At 60.2% G+C, this 7,045-nt stretch carries 8 protein-coding genes and 1 pseudogene; 5 read left to right on the forward strand and 4 right to left on the reverse strand.

The annotated features are described in order from the left end of the window. Positions 1-125: 125 nt before the first annotated feature. Positions 126-1,052: a tyrosine-type recombinase/integrase gene (locus Q8W67_RS26765; RefSeq protein WP_370693816.1), complete on the forward strand. Its 927-nt coding sequence runs from the start codon at positions 126-128 to the stop codon at positions 1,050-1,052. Positions 1,053-1,083: 31 nt separating this feature from the next. Here Q8W67_RS26765 and Q8W67_RS05380 read toward each other — a convergent pair whose 3' ends face one another. Beyond that, the gene (locus tag Q8W67_RS05380; RefSeq protein ID WP_305541830.1) at positions 1,084-2,343 is read right to left on the reverse strand and encodes an STAS-like domain-containing protein; all 1,260 of its coding nucleotides are present in this window, start codon (positions 2,341-2,343) and stop codon (positions 1,084-1,086) included. Positions 2,344-2,551: 208 nt separating this feature from the next. Here Q8W67_RS05380 and Q8W67_RS05385 point away from each other — a divergent pair. From Q8W67_RS05385 to Q8W67_RS05400, 4 genes and pseudogenes are all read left to right on the forward strand, one after another. After that, positions 2,552-3,076, forward strand: a pseudogene (locus Q8W67_RS05385) (recombinase family protein). A gap of 116 nt (positions 3,077-3,192) precedes the next feature. After that, positions 3,193-3,816, forward strand: coding sequence for a cyclin-dependent kinase inhibitor 3 family protein (locus tag Q8W67_RS05390; RefSeq protein ID WP_305541833.1), 624 nt, complete (start codon positions 3,193-3,195; stop codon positions 3,814-3,816). Continuing rightward, positions 3,785-4,465 (forward strand): ADP-ribosylglycohydrolase family protein, encoded by a 681-nt coding sequence (locus Q8W67_RS05395; protein ID WP_305541835.1) that lies wholly within the window; start codon positions 3,785-3,787, stop codon positions 4,463-4,465. Before Q8W67_RS05390 ends, Q8W67_RS05395 begins: the two co-directional genes overlap by 32 nt. A gap of 52 nt (positions 4,466-4,517) precedes the next feature. After that, positions 4,518-4,748 carry a DUF6429 family protein gene (locus Q8W67_RS05400; protein WP_305541305.1) on the forward strand — a complete coding sequence of 77 codons (231 nt, stop codon included), beginning with the start codon at positions 4,518-4,520 and terminating at the stop codon, positions 4,746-4,748. A 21-nt stretch (positions 4,749-4,769) separates the two neighbouring features. Here Q8W67_RS05400 and Q8W67_RS05405 read toward each other — a convergent pair whose 3' ends face one another. The 3 genes from Q8W67_RS05405 to Q8W67_RS26770 form a co-directional block, all read right to left on the reverse strand. Beyond that, positions 4,770-6,293 carry an IS66 family transposase gene (locus Q8W67_RS05405; RefSeq protein ID WP_305541302.1) on the reverse strand — a complete coding sequence of 508 codons (1,524 nt, stop codon included), beginning with the start codon at positions 6,291-6,293 and terminating at the stop codon, positions 4,770-4,772. Between the two features lie 68 nt (positions 6,294-6,361). After that, positions 6,362-6,718, reverse strand: coding sequence for an IS66 family insertion sequence element accessory protein TnpB (gene tnpB / locus Q8W67_RS05410; RefSeq protein WP_305541299.1), 357 nt, complete (start codon positions 6,716-6,718; stop codon positions 6,362-6,364). Continuing rightward, positions 6,715-7,045, reverse strand: a 331-nt coding sequence (locus Q8W67_RS26770) for a transposase (RefSeq protein WP_370693814.1), incomplete at its 5' end; no start/stop codon positions are given. The genes Q8W67_RS26770 and tnpB, both read right to left, overlap by 4 nt.

The raw sequence follows: 7,045 nt of genomic DNA on the forward strand, positions 1-7,045 counted from the left end.
ACACTCAACGATCTGGAAGCCCATCAGGCACTCAGATTGAAGCGTATGCGGTCCCCTCCCCTAGACCCATCGCCACCGCGCCTGTAGCCCCCTCGCCTACGCCTCCGAGCGGTCCACCGCTGACCGTGGGTGCCTTATTCGAACGTTGGGCTACTGACAGAGCGGACAAGCGGGCGCCGAACACGATTAAGCGTTACCGTGGGAGCATCCGGTCGTTCGAAGCCTTCGCCCATGCTCGGGACGTTCGGACCCTCACTGAGGATGATGTGTTCGCCTGGGCTGTGCGGAGGCGTGATGTGGAAGGGATCAGCCCTCGGGCCATCAACAAAAACGATCTGGTAGCCCTCAGTTCGATCTTCCGATGGGGCGTTGGGCGTGCCTCGGGCCAACTCCTGTCCACGAACCCAGCCGCCGGCATAGCCTTGGATGAGCCCAGGATCATCGCAGAGCGGGAGCGGACGTTTCGGGATGGGGAAATAGCATCCATCCTATCAGCAGCGTCAGCGGTCCAACCAGACGCCCAAAACCCGACCCGGAGTTCAGCGCGGCGATGGTGCCCTTGGCTCGCGGCCTACAGTGGCGCACGCATAGCCGAACTGATGAACCTTCACCGTGGGGACATTCGAACCGAAGGCGGCATCACATTCATGCAGCTACGGGTGACAAAGACCGGTGAACCCCGAACGGTGCCCCTACATCCCCATCTCATCGAACAGGGCTTCCTATCGTTCGTGGAAGCATCCCCGTCCGGTCCGCTGTTCTATGACACCAAACGCCGCCGGGAGGGATCGACAGCTTCTCAAGCCGAAATCCAAGGGCGTCAGGTAGGCAAGTGGGTGCGCGAAACTGTCAAGCTAGACCCTGGCGTCGATCCTAACCACGGCTGGCGACACACTTGGAAGACGCGCGCGCTTGGGGCTGGAATCGAGGAACGCCTACGAGATGCGATCACTGGCCATCGTGTTGCGTCAGTGGGTCGGCGATACGAGACACCGACACTGACGATGCTAGCCGGAGCTATGAGCCGCTTTCCTACTTACTGGATGCGATAGATTGCTATGCTACCCTAAAGTTGTTGATTTTTTAAACGCCTGATATATCGATTTCTTTCTCATTACTAGATTTTTTACGAAGTCTAATCGATCTGTTGATAAGTATCATCACAGTTTCCTCGATATTCATGAAACTGAAGATCTTCGCAAATCGACTCTCACCTATTTCCAAGAATATCTTTGCAAACACTTCGTCGGCAAAGCTGCTTGAAATGACGTGCACACCCATAAAATCAAAGTTTAGCTTTTCCTTGTAACCATCTGTTATGTTCATTATATTGATGCGCACTGATTTACCGGCCTCTCTGCTGCGAAATGAAGCCGCCTCCCGAATCATAACAAAGTGTATATCATCGGTCTCCCTGCGATATACTTTATCAATGTAGTCATGTGGAAAATCATATTTTACGTTTTTAAAAACGAATGCTTCCTCAAGAAGACGCTCCATACTGTAGTTGATGCACGCTCGTATGAAAGTGCCTCGCGCAGGAATGCCGGTTTTACTTACACGAAGCGTTCCTGCGGCTCGCCTGAGATGAGCGTTACCCGAATAGATTTCAAATTCGCCCCCACTTAGGCTACTGCATCGGTATGCCCCGAAAAGCCCATTTCCCTGATTGGTAGTTTTGTTGCGGGTGACGCCTTCTTTAATAGCTTCACGAAGAGCGGTCACATGATCCGTGAGGTCGGGTTGGCCCATACGGAGGCTTCTAGGTATTCCCATTCCGGCATCACAAACGTAGATTTCAATGAGTTTTCTCTTTGGAAAGGTCATAACCTGCAAGATACCACCAATATGACTTTCGGCATGATTTAGAACATTGTCAGTAATCTCGCTTAATGACCATTCTAGCGCCCTGACCGCTTTCCTATTAACTCCTGGGATTGACCTAATGATTGTTTGAAGGCATCTATCTACGGCACTATATTGCTCGTCCCCAGTGCGATACTGAATGGCCGACAAATGCTTTAGGTTCTTGTCATCGCGAGGCTCGTATTTTTCGGGCGCTATTAGATGAGACCAGTTAGCATTATGGAACAGTTCGCGAAGCTTGCGATCTTCTGGCGTGATAATCTCAAAATGAACGTTCTCTATCCGATATGAACGGGCAATGGTAATCAGAGGAACAACAATACGGGGCTCAAGGTAGCTGACCTGCGAAAAATCGAATATAACTTCGGTATTGTTCGACTTGTGAACTATGTTGTAAAGGGCCGCCGACACAGAAAGAAAGTTTGCGTCAGGGCCATCGCTAAATATGAACCGGTGTCCTTCGGTGTGAAATCTCATGACCGAGTAAGCTCTGTAAGTCTTGAGGTTACATGATGCACTAGCGCGGACTTGATCGCGGCCCATACCCGTCGCATATCGGTAAACTCATACGAGACAGCGAGGCGAGACAGTCCCATGTCGCACCAGCTGTATTTTTAGGATCGACATAAGCATTATAAGACGATATTGTGAGAGGGTCTAGAATCTAACGAGACAGGAGAGACACATAGCTACCTACGGTTATGCCAGGGTATCGAGTTCATCGCAAAGCCTAGCCATTCAGTAAGAGGCGCTGCGTGTTGCCGGTTGTGAGGTGATCCGATCCGAGACGCGCACCGGAACCAAGATCGAGGGGCGGACCGAACTCGAAACGATCATCCAGTTCGCCAGGGCCGGGGATTCCATAACTGTTACAAGGATCGACAGACTCGCACGCTCAGTCGGAGACCTCGCCTCCATCGTGAAGCGGCTTGAGGCCAAAGGCGTGTCCCTGAAGGTGATCGAACAGCCGGTGGATACGTCAACGGCGGCCGGACGATGTTTCCTACAGATGCTCGGGGTTTTCGCTGAGTTTGAGACGGCGATTCGGCGTGAGCGTCAGATGGAAGGTGTGGCTAAGGCAAAGGCCGAAGGCGTCTACAAGGGTAGGAAGCCGTCCATCAATCCTGAACGGGTGAAGGCCCTTGCGGCACAGGGTATGGGTGCGACAGCCATAGCGCGAGAACTGAACGTGGCGCGAGCGTCGGTCTAACGCTTGATGGACGGACGGGCACCTACCCTCATGAAGCCTGCAAAGGTCGAATAATAATAGGCGCGGGCGTTTTCTGCGATTCCCCGGTGTGTTATGATAACAACATCGGAGGCATCATGACTAAAGACGATATATGGCACGTTGGACAAGCAGTTTTTGGATCACACAGCTTACCTAGATCGCAATCCCCAGTCCGAACATCACTCACTCATCCACTACAGATCGCGAGCATTCCTGTAGGTGATAACGGTGGACTAATCGGTATCACGTTTTGCCCCGGGAAGAAGGATCCATCGTCTGTCGGCGGTCCTTGGGAGCGTGACCTGGGCGCCGATATAACAGTTATATGCGAGTGGGGTGCATCGTCCGTCCTTACTCTGATTGAGCCGCACGAGTTCGACTTCCTGTCCGTGCGAGGCTTACCTGACGCTGTGAGGGACGCTGGTCTCGTATGGCACCACGCTCCAATCCCCGACGTGAGCGTTCCAGGACCAGCGTTCAGAGCAGCATGGCGAACGATAGGCCCTCGCATCTCGGAACAGTTACGTGAGGGTGGATCCGTCGTGGTCCATTGTCGTGGCGGTCTCGGTCGTGCGGGTATGGTGGCGGCCAAGCTTCTCGTGATGATGGGTGAGGATCCGAGACGGGCGATTGAGCGGGTCAGAGCGGTGAGACCCGGAGCAATCGAGACGCGCGAACAGGAAGCCTATGTTCTCGGACAGGGGGCTTCGAATGTCTGAGGCCGTTCGTGACCGAGCCCTTGGTGCCCTCATCGGTCTCGCTATCGGGGACGCTCTCGGGACGACGCTTGAGTTTGAGGCAAGGGACACCAAGCCATCCCTATACGACATGATGGGTGGAGGACCTTTCGACCTTCAGCCGGGCGAGTGGACCGACGATACGTCCATGGCTTTGTGTCTCGCTGATTCGCTGATCGCCGGTAATGGCCTGGACGAACGCGACCTGATGGAGCGGTTTTGCCGCTGGTATGAGGCTGGCGAAAACTCCTGCACGGGTGGATGCTTCGATATCGGCATCACGACCCGAAACGCCCTGGAACAGTTCCGACGGACGGATGACCCGATAGCCGGGCCTACGGACGCGCGGACCGCCGGGAATGGTTCCATCATGCGCCTTGCTCCAGTGGCCCTGCGCTACTGGAACGATTCCGAACGCCTGAGGGATGTGAGCCGACGCCAGAGCTACACGACCCACGGAGCAGAAGAGGCCGTAGACGCTTGCGATGCCTTGGCGATGGTCCTTGCTGACCTAATAGGGGGAAAGCCCCTCACGCACGTTCTCTCTGCCTCCTACGGTCCCTCCTCCGGTGGCGTGCGGGCGGTCATGGACGGTTCGTGGAAGGGAAAGGCACGTTCCGATATCCGGTAACCGATCGGCTGGCACCACGCCCGGTCTGAGCGCGGCGTGCTAATCTGCTCAGATGGCGGTCGACGAGGAGCGCATCGACGAGGCGGTGCTCGCCCTTTTGTGGCTGACGCTCCACGATGGGCGTCGGGCCTGGAAGGGCTTCGACTGGGCTGTACTTGGCCGTCTCCACGCCAAGGGGCTCATCGCCGATCCGGTCGGACGCGCCAAGTCGGTGGTGCTGACAGACGAGGGATTGCGCCAATCCGAGGCGCTGTTCCGGAGCCTGTTCACACGCCCTGACTGACGCGTCAGGGCCGTGGCGTTCTCAGGCCACGGCTTGGAGCGTGGGTGTGCTCGGGTAGGCCCAGGGCAGAAGCTCGTCGAGGCGCCGCTGCGGATGGCCGTCGACGATGCGGGTGATGACGTCGGCCAGGTAGGCCTGCGGCTCGACGCCAACGAGTTTGCAGGTCTCGACCAACGAGGCGATCACCGCCCAGTGCTCGCCCCCGCCGTCCGAACCAGCAAACAGGGCATTCTTCCGATTCAAGGCCAGGGGCCGGATCGCGCGCTCGACGGTGTTGGAGTCGATCTCCACGCGCCCGTCGTCGAGGAACAGGCTCAGCCCCGCCCAGCGGCTCAGGGCGTAGCGGATCGCATCCGCCAGGTTGCTCTTGCGGCTCAGGAGGCCGAGCTTCTCGCGCAGCCACGGCTCCAGCGCCTCGACCACGGGCCGGCTTCGTTCCTGCCGGGCCGCCCGTCGCTCCTCGGCCGGGCGACCGCGGATCTCGGCCTCGATCCGGTAGAGCATGGCGATGCGCGACAGCGTCTCCGTCGCGATCGGCGAGGCCGCGGCTAGGTCGTAGAATTGCCGACGCACATGGCTCCAGCAGTAGGCCAGCCGCACCGCGCCGCCCTTGGCCAGCGTCTCGTAGGCTGCGTAGCCGTCAACCTGGAGCACGCCTGCAAACCCACTGAGATGCGCGATCGGCCGTCCGGCCGTGCGATCCGGGGCGTAGACGTAGGCAACTCCCGGCGGATCAGTCCCGCCCCAGGGCCGGTCGTCGCGCGCATACGCCCAGAGCTGGCCGGTCTTGGTGCGGCCGCGACCCGGATCGAGCACCGGTGCCGTGGTCTCGTCGGCAAACAGATTGCCCGAGCGCTTCAGCGTCTCCAGCAGCCGCCCGTGGACGGGCCGGAGAAGGAAGGCGGCGCGCCCGACCCAGTCGGCCAGCGTCGAGCGGTCGAGGCTGACGCCCTGGCGGGCGAAGATCTGCGTCTGTCGATACAGCGGCAGATGGTCGGCGTATTTGGAGACGAGGACCTGCGCGACGAGAGCGTCGGTCGGTAGACCGCCCTCGATCAGCCGCGCCGGTGCCGGGGCCTGCACGATCGCGTCCCCGCAGGCGCGGCAAGCGTAGCGCGGACGGCGGATCACCAGCACCCGGAACTGCACCGGCACCACGTCGAGGCGCTCGGACACGTCCTCGCCGATCCGGTGCAGGGCACCCGAGCAGCACGGACAGGCGGTGCGGTCGATGTCGACGAGGCACTCGACCCGCGGCAGATGGGCGGGCAGCGCCCCACGGTTCGTGCGCCGCTTGACCCTCCGGGCCTCCTTCCTGGCGGGCTCGCCCTCCTCGGCGGCAAAGCCCGCAGCCTCGACCTGCTCGGCCTCCTCCAGCCCGAGCAGGAGTTGATCCTCAGGCAGGCTCTCGGCGCGGCGGCCGAAGCGGTGGCGCTGCATGGCCAGGATGATCTGTCGCAGCCGCTCGTTCTCGGCGCGCTCCTCGGCGAGCAGCGCCTTGAGCGTCTCGGGGTCGTCGGACGAGGGCGAAGCAGGCGCCACCATGAAGCGGATTAGAGCAGATCCGCCAGTGACTTACCACCGCGACGAAGCCCGTCCGCCGGGCTTTTTGCTCAGCCTGCAACCGCCGGCGTGCTCACGGGACGCGCTGCATGGACGCGCTTCCAGTCCAAGCCTTCGACGAGCGCCGCGAGCTGCGCCGCGCTCAGCCGAACCACGCCGTCCTCGATCTTCGGCCAGCAGAACTGACCAGCCTCCAAACGCTTGGTCGCGAGGACCAGCCCGCTTCCATCCCAGACCAGGAGCTTCACCCGGTCGGCCCGCTTCGAGCGGAACACGTAGACCGTGCCGGAGAACGGATCCGCGCCCATCGCGTCCCGGACCAGAGCGGCCAGTCCGTCCATGCCCTTGCGGAAGTCCACCGGCCGTGTGGCCAGCATCACGCGCACCGCGCCGGAGGGCCCGATCACAGGGGAGCCTTCAGCGCCCGGATCACCGCGGCGATCTGAGCCGCGCTCGCGCCCTGAGCGATGCGGACCGTGGCGCCTGCGATCTCAACTTCGATACCGTGACAGCCGCGCGGCTCACGCAGCGCGGAGCTCGTCTGCGCTGACGCCGGCTCTTGCCGGCCCACACTCAGCACGGCCGGCACGAACTGCAGTGGGGTCTGGTCGTCGTGCCTCCCAGCCTGACGCGCCAGGCGCCGCCACGTGAACAGTTGCGAGGCGCTCAGTCCGTGTCGGCGTGCCACCGCGCTGATCGAGGTGCCCGGCCCATCACTCTCGACGACGATGGCG

Origin of the sequence: Methylobacterium sp. NEAU K (assembly GCF_030700285.1) — a bacterium.
In the GTDB taxonomy this organism is placed as follows: Bacteria; Pseudomonadota; Alphaproteobacteria; order Rhizobiales; family Beijerinckiaceae; genus Methylobacterium.